We start from the raw sequence: 14,755 nt of genomic DNA, 5'->3' as shown, positions 1-14,755 counted from the left end.
GGCTTGTGCCGATTGCGCGGCCGAGTGGTCGCGAGGGGGGCCCGTTTGGAGGTTCCCGGACGTGACAGCGACGACGGAGTCACACCGTCGGTATCCGGAGCCTCCGGCCGGTTCCGGTCGTTCCGGCACCGCCAGGCGCGGCGCACCCGCCGGCGGTCGCATGCCGGCGAGGCCCCGGACGCTTCGGTCGCGGGTCCGGACAGCTGTCGGCCGGGCCGTGCGATTCGTGATCATCACTGGGCTGGCCGGCGTCCTGCTTGCCTTCGTGGCGGTGCCGTTCGCGGCTCTGGTGGGTCTGACGGCCAAGGGCGGGGCCGACTCGTTCCTGGAGCTGCCGGCGAATCTCACCGTTCCGCCGTTGCCCCAGGCCTCCCGCATGCTGGATTCCCAGGGAAATGTGATCGGGTACCTGCGGGGTGAGCAGGACCGGGAGATCGTGGCACTTGACCAGGTGCCGATGGTGATGCGTCAGGCAATCATCGACATTGAGGACTCCCGTTTCTACGAACACACCGGCCTTGATTACAAGGGATTGATCCGGGCCTATGTAACCAACCAGGAATCCGGTTCGGTCACGCAGGGTGGCTCCACTCTTACGCAGCAGTACGTGAAGAACGTCCTGCTCCAGGCCGCGACCACCAGGGAGACGAAAGAGGCTGCGACCGAACAAACGGTCAAGCGAAAGCTTCGTGAAGCGCGTTACGCGTTGTACCTCGAGGACCACCTGAACAAGGATCAGATTCTCGAACGGTATCTGAACATTGCGTACTTCGGGGACGGCGCCTACGGTGTGCAGACCGCGGCGAAACATTACTTCAACGTGGACGTGAGTCAGCTCACCCTCCCGCAGGCGGCAGTGCTGGCCGGCCTGGTGAAGAATCCCACGGCCTACAATCCGGTGCTGCATCCGCAGGCTGCGACCGTCCGCCGTGACATCGTCCTGGATCGTATGCACGAACTCGGCCATCTCAGCGACGGCCAACTGAGCGAAACCCGGGCAATGCCCTTGAAGCTGAACCGCCCGCCCCAGGCGGTAGACCCCTGCCAGCTGTCGTCGGTTCCGTTCTTCTGTGCCTATGTCCGGCGCACCCTGCTCGCGGATGACCGGTTCGGCGCGACCCGGGCGGACCGTGAGCGGTTGCTGTTCGAAGGCGGTCTGACGATCCGTACCACGCTCAATCCGGTTGCCCAGGCCGCTGCGCAGAACGCCGTGACCGGGGTTCTGCCGCCGGGTAACCGGGTCGCCGCGGGTGTGGCGATGATCCAGCCTGGTACCGGAAAAGTGCTGGCGCTGGCCGTCAACCGGATCTACGGACCGTCCTCGGACGGGCTGGCGCCGGATCGGACCACCGACTTCACCCACACAAAGCAGATCATTCCGCTCGAGGAGACCTCGTTCTCACCGGGGTCGACCTTCAAGGTCTTCACCCTGGCGGCGGCCATTGAGAAGGGGATGCCGCTGGGCACGACGTATTACTCGCCGGTGTGCTATCACTCGAATATCTTCAACAATCCTCGGGCAGAGGGGAGCACGCGGGCGAGCCCCGCGGACTGCTTCGGCAACGCCGACCCCACCGAGGCCGGTCTGTACTCGATGACGACGGCAACCTGGCATTCGGTGAACACCTACTACATCCAGCTCGCGGAGAATGTCGGCATCCAGAACACCGCCGAGATGGCGCGCAGGCTCGGTGTGACGTCGTGCCGGGTGCAGGATCAGGTGCCGACTGTCAGGCAGAGCTGCCCGGCCGGCGGTATCGGATCGCGCGACGGTTCGGCGGTTCTCGGTTCGAACGAGATCTCCACGATGGACCTGGCGACCGCCTACGCCACGCTCGCAGCTCGTGGCGTCCGCTGCGATCCACAACCGTTTGAATCGATTACTCAGCGGGTCGGAGGTACGGAGCGGCCGGTCACCTACACGACGCCCCAGGCGTGCCGCCAGGTGCTCGCGCCGGACGTTGCGGACAAAGTCACCTCGGTACTGGAGGGGGTCATCCTGCACGGGACCGGGGCGAAAAACGCGCAGATCGGCAGACCTGCGGCCGGCAAGACCGGGACGGCGCAGGGCTTCAGTACCGCGTCGTTCGCCGGCTACATCCCGCAGCTCTCCGTCGCGGTGACCCTCGCGGACCCCCGGTCGCCCACGACCTACCCGCTGCGCAACGTGCAGGGCCTCAACCAGGTCTACGGCGGTGACCTGCCCGCCGCGGCGTGGGCGAGAACCATGCGCGGCACGATCGACGGGCTCAACCTGCCGGTCGCGGCCATGCCCGCTCCCGACGACAGCGAACCCAATCCACCCAAGGAGATGCTGCCCGATGTCGTCGGTCAGAACGTTCTTCTGGCGCGGGTGCTGTTGACCGCGCAGGGTTTCCGGGTGACGGTCCAGCAGGTCGACAACCCGGCGGCGGCGGGTACGGTGCTGGCGATGAATCCGTCGGGCGGCCAGGATGTCGAGGCTGGCTCGAACGTGGTGCTGATGGTCTCGCAGGGTCCTGACTCCCAGCCCCGATCGGACGGCGGCGCAACCTCAACCCTGTCGCCGGGCGCGGCGACGGTGCCCACTCAACAGCCCGCGACGGTGACTCCGAGCCCGACGCGCAGGCGAGGCAAGAGCCTCTTCGACGTGTTCAGCGGGAACTGAGGTGTTCAGCGGGGACCGAGGTGTTCAGCGGGGACCGAGGTGTTCAGCGGGAACTGAGGTGTGGCCCGATCGTGTCAGGAGGTCAGCCGGGCACGGACCAGGGCGGACACCCGGGATCCGTCCGCTCGCCCGGCCACCTCGGACTGCACAGCCTTCATCGCGGCACCCATCGCCTGCTGACCGGAGAGGTCCTGCGCGGCGAACACTCTCTCGATGATCAGAGTGAGCTCGTCGTCGCTCAACTGCTGGGGAAGGTAGCCGGCGAGGATCTCGCCCTCGTTCCGCTCCTGTTCGGCCTGGGCCGCACGCCCGGCTGCGGCGAACGCGTCCGCGGCTTCGCGCCGCTTGCGGACCTCGCGGGTGAGCACCTTCGCAACGTCGGCGTCGGACAGCTCCCGTGCCCTGCTACCGGCTACCTCCTCGTCCTTCACCGCGGCCATGGCCATCCGTAGGGTGGAGGTACGCAGCGCGTCCCGGGCCTTCATCGACGTGGTGAGATCCGCCCGCAGGCGATCCTTGAGTTCGCTCACGCGACCTGACCCTAACGCCTCCCGGGCGCCCTGGTGTTCACGATCGTCAGGCTGCCCGTGGCCGTCTGCCCGCGTGGCGCGGCGCGGAGAACGCCTGCAATGGGCGGAACCTGGGCCACACTGGTCCAATGACGAGTGTGCGACGGTTCTCCTCGGGGACGCTGCGAAGGGCCGCCGGGCGTGCGGCCACCGGGCTTGGCGTAGCAGGTGCGGTGACCCTTGCCTACGCCGCAGGCTATGAGCGGACTGCCTACACGCTGCGCCGTCTGGTGGTGCCGGCGCTTGCTGACGGGGCCGGCCCGTTGCGCATTTTGCACATCTCCGACCTGCATATCACCCCCAAGCAGCGCGGAAAACTTGCGTGGATCTCGGACCTGGCCCGGCTGATGCCCGATCTCGTGGCCCTGACCGGTGACGTGCTGTCGCATCCGGATTCAGCGGAGCCGACCCTGGCGGCACTGTCCTCGATGTTCGGCTTTCCCGGTGTGTTCGTACCGGGGAACAACGATTATTTCGTGCCGACGCTGAAGAGCCCGCATCACTACTTTTCGTCGAAGGACGACACCATGCCGAAGGGGCCTCCGCTGAACTGGGCGGCGTTCGCCAAGACCCTGGCGGCCGACAGCGGATGGATCGACCTCACCAACTACCGGACTGTGATGCGCGTCGCCGGACGGCGGATCGACGTCCGTGGCGTCGACGACGCCAGGTTGTGCAGGGACGATGTGCCTTCGGTGCTCGGTGCCCGGGACGACGCCGATGTCGATCTGCGGCTGGGGCTGTCACACACTCCGGAGCCGCGGGTTCTGGACGCCTACACCGCCGACGGGGTGGCGCTGACCCTCTCGGGCCACACCCACGGCGGCCAGATCCGGGTGCCGTTCGCCGGGGCGCTGGTGACCAACTGCGGCATCGACCGGGCCCGTGTGCGCGGACTCTCCCGGTACGAGGCGGGCGGGCGGACGTCGTGGCTGCACGTGTCCGCTGGCCTGGGGACCTCGCCGTTCGCGCCGATTCGCTTCGCCTGCCGACCTGAGGCTACTTTGATCAGCCTCACCGCCGCGGCCTGAGCGCTGCCCGGCGCCCGGCGCCGCTGCCCGTGCCCGTCGGTGGATCAGGTAGACTTCGTGATGGTCGCGGGGTGTGGCGCAGCTTGGTAGCGCGCTTCGTTCGGGACGAAGAGGTCGTGGGTTCGAATCCCGCCACCCCGACCAGCTGTTCTCGCAGGTTATGGACCCTCCGGTGGAGGGTCTTCCTCGTTTTCGGGGTCCGGTTCAGGCTCGCAAGTCAGCGAAAAGTCAGCAGGGCCTGAGCCCCTTTTTTGATCGATGACCATCGTGGCGAGCGCTCCTCGTGGCGGCACTCCTGACGATGTGAATCTGATGCTGTTCCAGCAGCATGAGATTCACATCCTCCGACTAACCGACCGGGCTGACATCCCACGCGGATGACTTTCGAGATCAGTCGACGACGACGTTGTCGCCGTCGAGGCGCAGCGGCAGGCGGGTCAGCGGGAACGGCGCCGGGCCACCGAGGACCGCCCCGCTCGAGGCCGAGTAGAACGCGCCGTGGCAGGGGCAGGCGAACTGCTGGTCAGAGGTTTGGAAGCTCACGGCACATCCGGCATGGGTGCACACGGCCGAAAACGCGGCGAATCCACCTGCCGGTAGGTGGACGAGCCAGGCCGGTTCCCCGGAACGGGGGTTGGTGAAGCTCTTCGCCGATCCCTGATCGATCTCGTCCGTCCGCGCGACAACTGTGCCGCCGACGTTGTCGTCGGGTGCCGCCGCTACCGTTGGATGGGAAACTGTACGCCCACCGATCGCCCGGCCTAGCCAGGCGGTCAGGCCAGCGGTGCCCAGAGCGCCCAGCGCTGCGAGGCCGGTCACCGCACCCTGACGCAGCAGCGCGCGGCGCCGAGCGTCGTGACCGCGCACCTGGATGAGCCAGGCGTCCACCGACAGCACCCCGGCGCTGCCCACCGCGGTGAACGGCAACCACATGACGCCGAAGACGATGTCCGAGCCGTAGTAGTACGGCCGCGTATGCCAGCTGACCGTGAGCAGGAATATCAGGGAGAAGACGGTGCCCGCGACGGCGGCGAGCCGGGCCCACAGGCCGATGAGGGTCCCGATGCCAACGGCGACCTCGCCTATTGCGATCAGGATTCCGACGGTGTCCGGATACGGCTGGGCCAGGCCGAGAAGTGCCCCGATCGGGCTGGAATGGACGAAGGACCCGATCTGTCGATGGACCGACGTCGGCGATGCCGGGTCGAGGTAGGCGGGGTCGGCGAGTTTCTGCAGTCCGGCGAAGGTGAACGTGACGCCGAGAAACACCCGCAACGGCAGCAGCAGCCAGCCCGGCTCGGTGAGTCGGCTCCGCCGGTTGCCGCCCGCGTTCGTGGCGTTGTCCATGCTCTTCACGGTCGGTGCAGGCTACCCGTGGTGCCCATCCGCAGGGCCGCAGGGTATGCGATCATGGCTCGCGTCGCGTGCCCCGAGGATCCGGGGGGACCCGTACCACCCGTCCGGGCGAATCGCCTTCGGACGCCTTCGAACACCGTTGAACGACTGCGAAGGACTCCGACGTGATGTCAGCGCATCCTCGTGGTGGTCGTCACCTGTCAATCGTGGATGGGTCGGTGTCGACCGATTCACTGTCGGGTTCCGTCGTCGTTGTGGATCGGCGCTGGAGCCCGGCTGTGATCGCACTGACGAAGATTCGTGCGATCACGCCGATGGCGACGAGGTCGCCCAGCATCTGAATCATTGCTATGATTCGGGCCGCCTCGGTCCGGGGCGCGATGTCGCCGAATCCGACCGTGCTGAACACGGTGATCGTGAAATACAGTGCGTCCGTACGGGTCAACGGCTCCGTGAAGGCGGCCGCCTGTTCCCGGGCGAGCAGGAAGTACGTGGTTGCGAAGAGCAGTAGAAACAGTGGCAGGGACGCGGCGATGGACTCCACGGCACGCAGTCTTGGGTAGGGGGCGTGGGCGATCTGCCAGACCTGAATGCTGATCACAGTGGTGAACACGACCAGACCGACGGCCACCCGGACGGCTGCGCCGGCGCTGGTGCCGGGCGGGCGGTCCAGCGGCAGCAGGTAGTAGAGCACGACCAGCACTGTCGTGGTCAGTAACGCACGCAGGGTGGAGTGCAGGATGATCCGACGGCGTCGCGCCGGCCGCCGAGCCTCGTGCCGTGCGTTCGTGCCTGTGCCCCGTGGCTCCGGTGGGATCACAGGTTTGCACGGCCGGTGGTGCTATCGCCGGTGGTGCTATCGCCGGTGGTGCCACGGATCGTGGTGCCATGGATCGCAGCCGAACCGGCGTACGTCAGGTCCCGGGCCGACTCGGGGACGTACGTTTGCGGTCCGCAGCCTCGCAGGCGCCGCGCGGCGCGTGCCGTCGCGGCGAGGAGCTGTGGCTCTCGCCGGCGCCGCGCGGCGAACAGGTCCGGAGGTTCATCGGCGTGCCGTTCGCGGATGTCGGCGAAGCGTCGTGCCACAGACATGATCTCACCGGTTGGTCCCGCGGTCATGTCCGCGTAGGCGAGCGCGTCCGTGACAGATCCGTCCTCCCGTGGAAACTCATCGAGAGCGTCGAGCAGCCCGCGTGGTTGCGCGAGCAGCCGTGCTTCGGAGTGATGCGCGACCAGCGCGGCAAGCCGCATCGGTGCGCCGGCCCGGATGAGGTGGAGCGCGCCGTCAAGTGGATGAAAGCCCGAATCGATCAGCAGTGGGGAGTAGCCGATGTCGTGCAGCCAGGCCGCGGAGACGAGCAGGCCCCGGTCGGACGACGCGACAGTGGACGCGATCTCGTCTGCCTGGGCAGCCACCGTCGCAGAGTGTGCCCAGCGGGCCGGCAGCGGTGCCAGGAGCAGGTAGGCGATCGTCCGGGCGGTGGCGATCGTCGCGTCGGACCGGTGCGGTGGCGACGAGATGGAGCTGCCGTGCCGGTGGCCGTTGCCGGTGAGATCGGTGCTGGACTCGGTCACAGGGTCCTCCGTGTCCGGGGATCACGGCGGCGCCCAGGCCGCAGCCTGGGTGCTGGATTCTGGGCAACGGCAAGCTGCCGGGCCTGGGAGCGGTATGCCCGTCCAGGCTCGTCCCATCACCCAACAGGCCGGCTCATTCTGGCCGCGTCGGTCCCGGCAGAGAAGATCATATCGAGAAGTCGGTACAGCTACCTGCAGATGTTATGACTCGTTCATTCCAATATCTTCCGATTTGCGAGTGACAACCGGTCGTGCCCGCTCCCGCCGCGGTCCCGGTGGCTTGGAGAAACTCGGAGAATCGGGCGGTTGCGGCGCACATGAGAACGGACCGCATCTGAACGGTCGACATCTGAACGGCCGGCCTGTGGACGTCGCTCCTCCAGCCGGCGCCGCGCGGCATTTCGATCTCCAGGATGCGCAGCAGCCACTCGGTGTCACGACCGGAAGGCGGCTGACCGCGAGGTGGGCAGCGCGTGATGCCGTTCCTGACATCCCGGGTCCCGATCGTATCTTTTGCGATTTTGACGCCGTGGTGGGTTCCGGTCCGCCGTGGGGACGGCGCTAAGGGCGCGATCCGCCGTGGCCGTGGCCGTGGCTCGGCGGATCGCGTGACGTTCGAGCCAGTCGCTGACGGTGGCACCGACTGCGTGGATACCGGTTGCATCGTTGTCGCCGCAGGCTTTGACGTCGTGGCGGACGGAGATCTGGGTGCTGAGGTTGTTGGTGCGCTGGATGCGGTGGTGGGTGGCGGCTGTGCCGGGGTGGTGGCCACCGGCGGCGGTGCGCTCGTCTGGGTCGCCTCGGGTGGGGTCGGCGATGGCCTGGGCGGTGACTGCGCCGGGCTCGTGGTGGCCGGGGCTGGTGCGGGCGCCTGCGTGGGCTCCGGCTGGATCGACGTGGCCGGCTGCCGCGGCGACGTCCTGTCGATGTTCGCAGCGTTGGGCACGTTCGCCGCGTTGGGCGCAGGTGCCACCGGCTCGGCGGCCGGCGGTGACGGGACGCCCGCCGGTTGCATCGATGACATGCCCTCGCCGGCTACCGACGGCGCGTTCACCGGTGGTCTGGCGGAGTCCATCGGCCGGCTGGACGTCCACAACCCCGCAACGGTTGGAGGGATCATGCCGCCGCTCGGGACGGGCTTGCCCGCGGGCGCCGGGATGGCGCCACTGGCGCCCGTGCTGGTACCGGGAGCGACTCGCAGTGCCACGGCGACCACCAGTCCGGCGCTGATACCCAGCGCGATCCCCGCGGCAACGGTGACCAGCGCCAGCTGCCAACGGCGCGCGGGAGTGGTGGCGCGGCCGGCCGCGGCGGTCCCGGCGCCAGGTGGACTGTGCGTGGCGGCCCCTCGGCCCACTCGGCGGCCCACTCGGCGGGCTACCCGGTCGGCCGCGGTGGGGTTCCCCGCGCGATCGGCCGGCGGCACCTCCGGTGCCAGTGGCACGGTTGACATCGCAGGCACGGCTGACATCGCAGGCACGGCCGGTGTCCCAGGTAGGGCAGCTACCGCCGGAACCGTCGGTACGGGAATCGCCACCGGTAGCGGTGTGGGCGTCGACGGTGGTGGCGTCGACGGTGGTGGCGGCGTGATCAGGACATGCCGGGTGACCTGATCCGCGAGATCGACGCTGTCCACATAATTGCGGACCACACCGGTGACCAGTTCGACGGCGGTGGGTCGCCGGCCCGGATCTCTGTTGAGTGCACGTCGTGTCAACGGTGCCAGGCCATCGGGAATGCCGCTGAGGTCGGGTTCTTCCCGCAGCATGCGAAGCGCGGAGGCGGTGGGTGTGTCCGCCGCGAAGGGGTGGCGCCCGGTCGCGGCGAACACGACGCACATACCCCAGGAAAAGATGTCGGCGGCGGGCCCGGCCCGTTCGCCGCGCAGCTGCTCCGGTGCCATCCAGGCGACGGTCCCGATGACGTGACCGGTCTGGGTGTGCTCGGTTGTGTCGACGGCATGGGCGATTCCGAAGTCGATGACCTTCGGGCCATCCCAGGCCAGCAGGATGTTCGACGGTTTCAGATCACGATGCACAAGCCCGGCCCCGTGGACGGCGACGAGAGCGTCGGCCAGGCCGGTGGCGAGGTTGACCAGTGTGGAGCCGCCGAGCCGGCCGCGTTCGGCCACGGCCGTGGCAAGGCTCACACCGTCGACGTACTCGGTCGCCATCCACGGGCGTTCCGCGTCGACGTCGGCGTCACGCACCTCGGCCACATAGTTCCCGCGGACCCGGCGCGCCGCCGCGACTTCGCGGCGGAACCGTTTCCGGAAGTCCGCGTCACCGAGCAGCTCCGGGCGGATGACCTTCACCGCCATTGGGTGGCCATCCTCGTCAAAGCCGAGATAGACGGTGCCCATCCCGCCGGCGCCCAGTCGTCCTTGGAGCCGGTACCTCCCGACTTTTCGGGGATCAGCGTCGGTCAGCGGCGCCAGCACGCCCGCTCCTCTCCTACGACTCGCACCCCACTCGGGGATCACGCTACCGAGCCCGGCGGGGTTTGCGACTGTGGGCGCATCAACTTTCTCGAGCAGGCAACAACCCGATCACAGAACACAAACGTATGATCGATCACACCCGTATGTCGCCGGATGGTTGAGGTGTATAGGTAAAAGGTTGTTCAGGCGTCGGTCGATCGTGATCGAATTGAGCGTCAGATGGCACCAGGGGACCGGCGGCGGGGCCGTGGTAGCCCCCGCATGGGATTTTTCGAACTTTGTAGATCAAAAAGGCCGTTTTCGGGATCGGAACCCTGGAAGATAGTTCGCGCACGAGCCCGCTGTGGATCGGCTTCGCGGCTTGTCAGTTGCCGGTGGTGTTTCTGATCACTTTGTCGGAGGCGGTGGCTCCGGTGTGTCGCGCAGGTCGCATCCGAGCTGCCGTCGGTGTCCAGGACGAGGTTGCCGACCGTCCTTTTGCGCCGGATGCCGAGTTCCCAGGCGATGTTCGTCCAGTCGTGGCGGTTGTGCGGCCAGGGCGGTCGCCGGTGCCACCGCCGTGTCCATGGCGGGCCGAGAGCGGCGCGCAGCGCCCTGATCTCATGGTCGCGCTCGGCGACCGTTGCGCGGATACGGCCCCATATGTCGATTGCGGAAACCACCCCCCCATACTGTTTCACTGGGACCGAAGATGGATGTACAACTCGATACAAGGGATGTCGGTCACGTACCGCTTTGCCGGTGCTGGCCGTTGTCCCTGGTCGGCGGGGGGCCTGCCGACCAGGGACAGGCTGCCGGTCGGCAAAGGGGGTGCTGGACACATGAGGAAGAGCCGATTTCCGTTACGCATCGTGGCGAGGACGGGATGGCCCGGTTCGGAGGCGGCCACAGAAGATCATCAAATGGTGGGGTCGACCCTCACGGGACGTTCACAGGAAACCTGGCTATATTCGGGAGAACCGGTTGTCCAGTGATAAACGCGTTTTATCGCCATTGCGGCAGAGCCTGCGCGTCGAGTCCCCGGAATGATTCTTCCGCGCTCCGGGACGGGCCGGAGACGGCCGAATCGCCGCGAAGGTCACTGCCCAGATGACACGAACTCCGACACCTAGCCGAACCGTGCGGACCGACTGGTCCCGGGTACCACCCGACTTCCTGGAGACGGCGCACCAATGGTTTTTTCCGCGCCTTCCGCGCCTTCCACGGCATGGAGAGACTGGCTAAAACGGGACGATCTGATGAGGTCGGGAAAAGGATTTAGACGGCTGGTGGCAAGCCGGTCATGGCTGCTTTACCTGGTACTCGGGTTCTGTCTGATTGTCGGTTACCATCTGGTGCCGCCACATGGTGGCGGACGTGCGGTGCGCGTTGTGAGCTACTTTCTGGTCAGCGTCTGTACGGCGGTGGCGGTGTTCGTCGGCGTCGGCTGGTTCCGGCCCACACCGCGGCTGCCCTGGCTGTTGCTGGCCGCCAGCCAGATTATGTACGTGATCGCTGGAACAGCCATTTTTTCGCCCCACCAGGTTGTCGGAGTCGACCTGAGAGACATCGTTGGTGTCATGGACGTCCCCGTCCTTTCCATCGTTTTCGGTCTGGCCCGCTACCCGCTGGCACTGGCCGGTCTCGTCCTTTTCATTCGCTATCGCACTCCCGGGCGTGACCTGCCCGGCCTGCTGGAGGCCGGTACGCTGGCCGTCGCCGCTCTCATGCTGTCGTGGCTGTACCTGATCGGGCCCTATGTTCGCGGTGGATCCGGCCGGCTGATCGAGGCTACGACCCTGGTCGGATATCCAATAATGGATATTGCCCTGCTCGCGGTCGGACTGAGGCTGTTTCTCGGGCCCGGCCGCCGGCCGCCGGCATGCTTCCTGCTTATGGGCAATCTTGGCCTGATCACCGTTGCGGACACCGTCTACGGACTGGAGCAGCTCGCTGGTACTTACCGGGCGGGAAACTTCCTGGATGGGATGTGGCTTGCCGCCAACGTGACCCTGGGTGCGGCGGCACTTCATCCGACGATGGTCCGGTTGGCCGTGCCCGCGCCCGCGGCGGAGCAGGACCTCGGGGGTGTTCGGTTGGCCGCGCTGCTGGCGGCCGCGCTGGCTGCACCGGTGACGATGATGATCGAATATTCCCGTGGGATCACGCATGACATTCCGGTCATGGCCATGGCGTGCGCACTGATGTTCCTGCTGACGATCGCTCGAATGGCGGTGCTCGTCTCCGACCAGCGCCGGCTAGCGATGATCGATTCGCTGACCGGTCTTTACTCCCGTCGTTTCCTGGAGGCGGCGATGCCCGTGGAGGTCGCCCGGGTGCGTCGTGGCGGAGGTTCGCTGGGCCTGGTCATCATTGATGTCGACCACTTCAAGTCGATCAATGATGAGCATGGTCATCCCACGGGCGACCGGGTCCTGGCCGAGATCGGCGCCCGGCTGCGCGCAGCGACCCGACCAGGCGACGTCCTTGCCCGCCACGGTGGCGAGGAGTTCGCGCTTCTGGCGTCCAACGTGGACCTGAGCGAGCTGAGCGCGCTCGCCGAACGGCTGCGTGCCCGGGTGGCGGAAAGCCCGATCGCCGTGGACGTCGACACCATGATCTTCGCCACCGTGTCGGTGGGAGCCTGTGCCTTCCCGACCCACGTCTCGAATCAGGCCGAGCTGGTAGCCATGGCGGATCGCGCACTGTACGCCGCGAAGGCAGGTGGGCGGGACCGAGTGGTGATCGCCGAGATCCCGCCTACCGGTACGGCAGCTGCTGACGGAGCCCGTGAGGCTACCGGTCTGAGTTGGTAACCTCACGAGCTGCTACCGTCGTCAGCTGTGATGCTGCTGTCGTAGCGCCGTGTCGCTGGGCGCGATCACTGGGCGTGATCGCTGGGCGCGGCACCTTCTGCGGGAGACGACGACCAGCGCGGCTGTCACCGCGATGCCCGCCACGCCGGCTGCCACGACGGCACGGGTCGCGCGGGGGTTGTCGTCGGCCCGCTGGCGCACGGTCGCCACGGTCCGCGCCGTGTGCTCGGTGGATTCCCGCATCTTCTCGGCGGTCGCGGTCACGTGCGGATTGTGGCCGACTTTTGTCGCAGCCTGGCTGGCGGCGGCCCTGGCATGCTGGGCGGTTCCAGCGACCTGAGGATTCTGCCCGACCCGGTGTACGGTCCGGCCCGCGGTGTCCTTCGCCCGGTGAGCGGTGGCCGACGCCTTGTGGGCGGTTGCCGATGCCCTGGGGCCAAGGTCCTCGGCCGCCCCGGCCAGGCGCACCCGAGCGCCTGCCGCGCCGGTGGCCACCCGCTCCCACGTGTGGGCGGCGACGATCCTGGCATCTTCGGCGGTACGCCCCGCGACCTTCGCGGGGCGTACCTTCTCCGACAGGGCGGCGAGCTCGTCGGCGAGCCGTGTTCTGGTTGTGTCAATCTCAGTCTTGATCGAATCCGGATTCTCGGCCACGAGCGTCCTCCCGCATCTTCGGGCACAGGCTGGTCGCGACCTGTCCGACAGATCTTCGATCGCATCGACGCCCATCGGAGCGGCCCTCGCCTGTGATAAGCCTGATCTTCGAATTACCCGGGAACGGCGTGGCTAACCGGCAGTTCGCTCACGGAGGATCAGCGCAGCTGATCAATTCGGTGGATCAGTCGGTGGATCAGTAGGAGCGGGCGACCAGGCAGACGAGATCGGGTTCGTCGTCGCGGTCGGGAATGGTGCCGTCCGGCCGCTGGATGCAGCGCACGGTCAGTGACTCCTGGGCGAGTCGCGTCTCACCGCCGGGACCGACGGCCGCCCATGGCAGGCGGGCGAAGCCTTCCGATGCCGCCTCGATCGCCTCGTCGACGGTCGTGACGTCGCGGGTACGAGCGTCCCGGGTCGCCAGCGCCGCTTCGTACATGGCGTTCTGGATCTCGTCCAACAGCGTCGGCACCCTGGTCATCACATCGTCGAGTGGAACGACGATCTTCTCGGATGTATCGCGGCGGGCGAGCGTGACAGCACCGGCCGCGAGATCGCGCGGGCCGAGCTCCACGCGTACCGGGATGCCCTTCAGCTCGGCGTCGGTGACCCGCCGGCCGAACGACAGGCCAGGGCGTGCGTCCACGCCACAACGCAGCCCGGCTGCCCGCAATCCGTCGGCGAGCAGGGAAACGCGTTCGGTGAGCGCAGGGTCGTCCTTGACGGGCAGCACGAGCACCTGCGTCGGCGCGAGCCGCGGGGGGATCCGCAGCCCGTTGTCGTCCCCGTGAGCCATGATCAGACCGCCGACCATGCGGGTTGAGGAGCCCCATGACGTCGTCCACGCCAGGTGCTGCGCACGGTCGGCGCCCAGGAAGCCGATGTCGAACGCGCGGGCGAAGTTCTGGCCGAGCTCGTGGCTGGTCGCCATCTGCAGCGCCTTGCCGTCACCCATCATCGCCTCGAGGGTCAGGGTGTTGGTGGCGCCGGCGAACCGCTCCTTGGCGGTCTTCCGGCCGATGAACACGGGCAGGGCGAGCACCGAGGTCATGAAGTCCAGATAGACCTCGAGGTGGATGCGCCGGGCGTACGCGGCCGCGTCCGCCTCGTCGACATGCGCGGTGTGCCCCTCCTGCCAGAGGAACTCGCTCGTGCGCAGGAAAAGCCGGGGGCGCAGCTCCCACCGGACGACGTTCGCCCACTGGTTGAGCAGCAGTGGGAGGTCCCGGTAGCTCTGCGTCCACTTCGCCATGTACTCGCCGATGACGGTCTCGCTGGTCGGCCGGACCACTACGGGCTCTTCCAGCTCCTTGCCGCCGCCGTGGGTGACGACGGCGAGCTCGGGGCTGAAGCCCTCGACGTGCTGGGCCTCCCGGCGGAGGTAGCTTTCGGGGATGAGCAACGGAAAGTAGGCGTTGACCGCTCCGGCCGCCTTGATCCGGGCGTCCACGTCGGCCTGCATCCGTTCCCAGATCGCGTAGCCGTACGGTCGGATGACCATGGTCCCGCGGACCGGGCCGTTGTCGGCGAGTTCCGCCTTGGCGAGCACATCCTGGTACCAGCGGGGGAAGTCCTCGCCGCGGGGAGTAAGTATGGCCACCCACCCACGATATTGCCTGACGGTGCCGGGTCGAAGCACCAGGCCAGCCGCTGCCTCGACCTGGGCACCGCCCTGGTCAGCTCGGGTC

At 67.5% G+C, this 14,755-nt stretch carries 10 protein-coding genes and 1 tRNA gene; 4 read left to right on the top strand and 7 right to left on the bottom strand.

The genetic code is table 11. From position 1 onward, the window contains the following. Nucleotides 1–160: 160 nt before the first annotated feature. Nucleotides 161–2,647, top strand: a complete 2,487-nt coding sequence (locus U9979_RS23715) for a penicillin-binding protein (RefSeq protein WP_322781025.1) — start codon at nt 161–163, stop codon at nt 2,645–2,647. 74 nt (nt 2,648–2,721) lie between these two features. Here U9979_RS23715 and U9979_RS23710 read toward each other — a convergent pair whose 3' ends face one another. Then, on the bottom strand, nt 2,722–3,177 hold the full coding sequence (locus U9979_RS23710; RefSeq protein WP_322781024.1) for a GatB/YqeY domain-containing protein: 456 nt from the start codon (nt 3,175–3,177) through the stop codon (nt 2,722–2,724). A gap of 128 nt (nt 3,178–3,305) precedes the next feature. Between U9979_RS23710 and U9979_RS23705 the strand changes: the two genes are divergently transcribed. Together U9979_RS23705 and U9979_RS23700 are read left to right on the top strand one after the other, a co-directional pair. Next, entirely contained in the window at nt 3,306–4,247 is a 942-nt protein-coding gene (locus U9979_RS23705) for a metallophosphoesterase (protein ID WP_322781023.1), read from the top strand. Nucleotides 4,248–4,314: 67 nt separating this feature from the next. After that, nucleotides 4,315–4,391, top strand: a tRNA-Pro gene (locus tag U9979_RS23700). Between the two features lie 246 nt (nt 4,392–4,637). On the opposite strand, the gene U9979_RS23695 is transcribed toward U9979_RS23700, so the two are convergent. The 4 genes from U9979_RS23695 to U9979_RS23680 all read right to left on the bottom strand — a co-directional run bounded on the left by U9979_RS23695 (nt 4,638) and on the right by U9979_RS23680 (nt 9,618). After that, nucleotides 4,638–5,594: a TQO small subunit DoxD gene (locus tag U9979_RS23695; protein WP_322768113.1), complete on the bottom strand. Its 957-nt coding sequence runs from the start codon at nt 5,592–5,594 to the stop codon at nt 4,638–4,640. 202 nt (nt 5,595–5,796) lie between these two features. Beyond that, complete coding sequence (locus U9979_RS23690) at nt 5,797–6,423, bottom strand: potassium channel family protein (RefSeq protein WP_322781022.1); 627 nt, start codon at nt 6,421–6,423, stop codon at nt 5,797–5,799. Beyond that, a complete protein-coding gene (locus tag U9979_RS23685) occupies nt 6,420–7,178 on the bottom strand; it encodes an HD domain-containing protein (RefSeq protein ID WP_322781021.1) in 759 nt (252 codons plus the stop codon). The genes U9979_RS23690 and U9979_RS23685 overlap by 4 nt, the downstream gene beginning before the upstream one ends. A 166-nt stretch (nt 7,179–7,344) precedes the next feature. Beyond that, entirely contained in the window at nt 7,345–9,618 is a 2,274-nt protein-coding gene (locus tag U9979_RS23680; RefSeq protein WP_322781020.1) for a serine/threonine-protein kinase, read from the bottom strand. 1,268 nt (nt 9,619–10,886) lie between these two features. On the opposite strand from U9979_RS23680, the gene U9979_RS23675 reads away from it, so the two are divergent. Continuing rightward, a complete protein-coding gene (locus U9979_RS23675; protein ID WP_322781019.1) occupies nt 10,887–12,413 on the top strand; it encodes a GGDEF domain-containing protein in 1,527 nt (508 codons plus the stop codon). 21 nt (nt 12,414–12,434) lie between these two features. Here the strand turns inward: U9979_RS23675 and U9979_RS23670 are convergent, their stop codons facing one another. Both U9979_RS23670 and proS read right to left on the bottom strand, forming a co-directional pair. Beyond that, nucleotides 12,435–13,067, bottom strand: coding sequence for a DUF3618 domain-containing protein (locus U9979_RS23670; RefSeq protein WP_322781018.1), 633 nt, complete (start codon nt 13,065–13,067; stop codon nt 12,435–12,437). Nucleotides 13,068–13,263: 196 nt separating this feature from the next. Continuing rightward, the gene (proS, locus tag U9979_RS23665; protein WP_322747679.1) at nt 13,264–14,667 is read right to left on the bottom strand and encodes a proline--tRNA ligase; all 1,404 of its coding nucleotides are present in this window, start codon (nt 14,665–14,667) and stop codon (nt 13,264–13,266) included. Between the last annotated feature and the right edge of the window lie 88 nt (nt 14,668–14,755).

The sequence above is a fragment of the Protofrankia sp. Cas4 genome (assembly GCF_963555915.1).
Classification (GTDB): domain Bacteria; phylum Actinomycetota; class Actinomycetes; order Frankiales; family Frankiaceae; genus Protofrankia.
This window is presented reverse-complemented; position numbering and strand designations above follow the sequence as displayed.